The organism is Streptomyces sp. CB02009, assembly GCF_001905825.1.
Taxonomy (GTDB): Bacteria; Actinomycetota; Actinomycetes; order Streptomycetales; family Streptomycetaceae; genus Streptomyces.
This window is the reverse complement of the sequence record NZ_LIVV01000026.1, coordinates 1-2,500: the sequence shown is the minus strand read 5'-3', so window position 1 is coordinate 2,500 and position 2,500 is coordinate 1. Positions and strand designations below refer to the sequence as shown.

Below are 2,500 nucleotides of genomic sequence, written 5' to 3'. Positions count from 1 at the left end.
TGACTGCGTGCCTTTTGAAGAATGAGCCTGCGAGTTTGCGGTGCGTTGCGAGGTTAACCCGTGTGGGGAAGCCGTAGCGAAAGCGAGTCCGAATAGGGCGATTCAGTAGCGCGCTCAAGACCCGAAGCGGAGTGATCTAGCCATGGGCAGGTTGAAGCGGAGGTAAGACTTCGTGGAGGACCGAACCCACCAGGGTTGAAAACCTGGGGGATGACCTGTGGTTAGGGGTGAAAGGCCAATCAAACTCCGTGATAGCTGGTTCTCCCCGAAATGCATTTAGGTGCAGCGTCGTGTGTTTCTTGCCGGAGGTAGAGCACTGGATAGGCGATGGGCCCTACCGGGTTACTGACCTTAGCCAAACTCCGAATGCCGGTAAGTGAGAGCACGGCAGTGAGACTGTGGGGGATAAGCTCCATGGTCGAGAGGGAAACAGCCCAGAGCATCGACTAAGGCCCCTAAGCGTACGCTAAGTGGGAAAGGATGTGGAGTCGCAGAGACAACCAGGAGGTTGGCTTAGAAGCAGCCACCCTTGAAAGAGTGCGTAATAGCTCACTGGTCAAGTGATTCCGCGCCGACAATGTAGCGGGGCTCAAGCGTACCGCCGAAGTCGTGTCATTGCAGCAATAGGGCCAACGCCCGCTGTGATGGGTAGGGGAGCGTCGTGTGCCGGGTGAAGCAGCCGCGGAAGCGAGTTGTGGACGGTTCACGAGTGAGAATGCAGGCATGAGTAGCGATACACACGTGAGAAACGTGTGCGCCGATTGACTAAGGGTTCCTGGGTCAAGCTGATCTGCCCAGGGTAAGTCGGGACCTAAGGCGAGGCCGACAGGCGTAGTCGATGGACAACCGGTTGATATTCCGGTACCCGCTTTGAAACGCCCAATATCGAGCCCATTAATGCTAAGGCCGTGAAGCCGTTCCGGACCCTTCGGGGAATGGAAAGTGGTGGAGCCGTCGACCCAAGGTGGTAGTAGGTAAGCGATGGGGTGACGCAGGAAGGTAGTCCAGCCCGGGCGGTGGTAGTCCCGGGGTAAGGGTGTAGGCCGTGTGATAGGCAAATCCGTCACACATTAAGGCTGAGACCTGATGCCGAGCCGATTGTGGTGAAGTGGATGATCCTATGCTGTCGAGAAAAGCCTCTAGCGAGTTTCATGGCGGCCCGTACCCTAAACCGACTCAGGTGGTCAGGTAGAGAATACCGAGGCGTTCGGGTGAACTATGGTTAAGGAACTCGGCAAAATGCCCCCGTAACTTCGGGAGAAGGGGGGCCACGCCTGGTGATGGAGTTTTCCTCCTGAGCTGGGGGTGGCCGCAGAGACCAGCGAGAAGCGACTGTTTACTAAAAACACAGGTCCGTGCGAAGCCGTAAGGCGATGTATACGGACTGACGCCTGCCCGGTGCTGGAACGTTAAGGGGACCGGTTAGCTCTGTTTCGACAGGGCGAAGCTGAGAACTTAAGCGCCAGTAAACGGCGGTGGTAACTATAACCATCCTAAGGTAGCGAAATTCCTTGTCGGGTAAGTTCCGACCTGCACGAATGGCGTAACGACTTCTCGACTGTCTCAACCATAGGCCCGGTGAAATTGCACTACGAGTAAAGATGCTCGTTTCGCGCAGCAGGACGGAAAGACCCCGGGACCTTTACTACAGTTTGATATTGGTGTTCGGTTCGGCTTGTGTAGGATAGGTGGGAGACTTTGAAGCCGTGACGCCAGTCATGGTGGAGTCGCCGTTGAAATACCACTCTGGTCGTGCTGGATGTCTAACCTCGGTCCGTGATCCGGATCAGGGACAGTGTCTGATGGGTAGTTTAACTGGGGCGGTTGCCTCCCAAAGGGTAACGGAGGCGCCCAAAGGTTCCCTCAGCCTGGTTGGCAATCAGGTGTTGAGTGTAAGTGCACAAGGGAGCTTGACTGTGAGACCGACGGGTCGAGCAGGGACGAAAGTCGGGACTAGTGATCCGGCGGTGGCTTGTGGAAGCGCCGTCGCTCAACGGATAAAAGGTACCCCGGGGATAACAGGCTGATCTTCCCCAAGAGTCCATATCGACGGGATGGTTTGGCACCTCGATGTCGGCTCGTCGCATCCTGGGGCTGGAGTCGGTCCCAAGGGTTGGGCTGTTCGCCCATTAAAGCGGTACGCGAGCTGGGTTTAGAACGTCGTGAGACAGTTCGGTCCCTATCCGCTGCGCGCGTAGGAATATTGAGAAGGGCTGTCCCTAGTACGAGAGGACCGGGACGGACGAACCTCTGGTGTGCCAGTTGTCCTGCCAAGGGCATGGCTGGTTGGCTACGTTCGGGAGGGATAACCGCTGAAAGCATCTAAGCGGGAAGCCTGCTTCGAGATGAGTATTCCCACCTCCTTGAGAGGGTAAGGCTCCCAGTAGACGACTGGGTTGATAGGCCGGATGTGGAAGCCCAGTAATGGGTGGAGCTGACCGGTACTAATAGGCCGAGGGCTTGTCCTCAGTTGCTCGCGTCCACTGTGTTAGTTCTGAAG

At 56.7% G+C, this 2,500-nt stretch carries 1 rRNA gene (cut by a window edge); it reads left to right on the top strand.

From position 1 onward, the window contains the following. A 23S ribosomal RNA gene (locus tag AMK27_RS40805) occupies nt 1-2,468 on the top strand; it begins 651 nt to the left of the window's first position. Nucleotides 2,469-2,500: the final 32 nt, after the last annotated feature.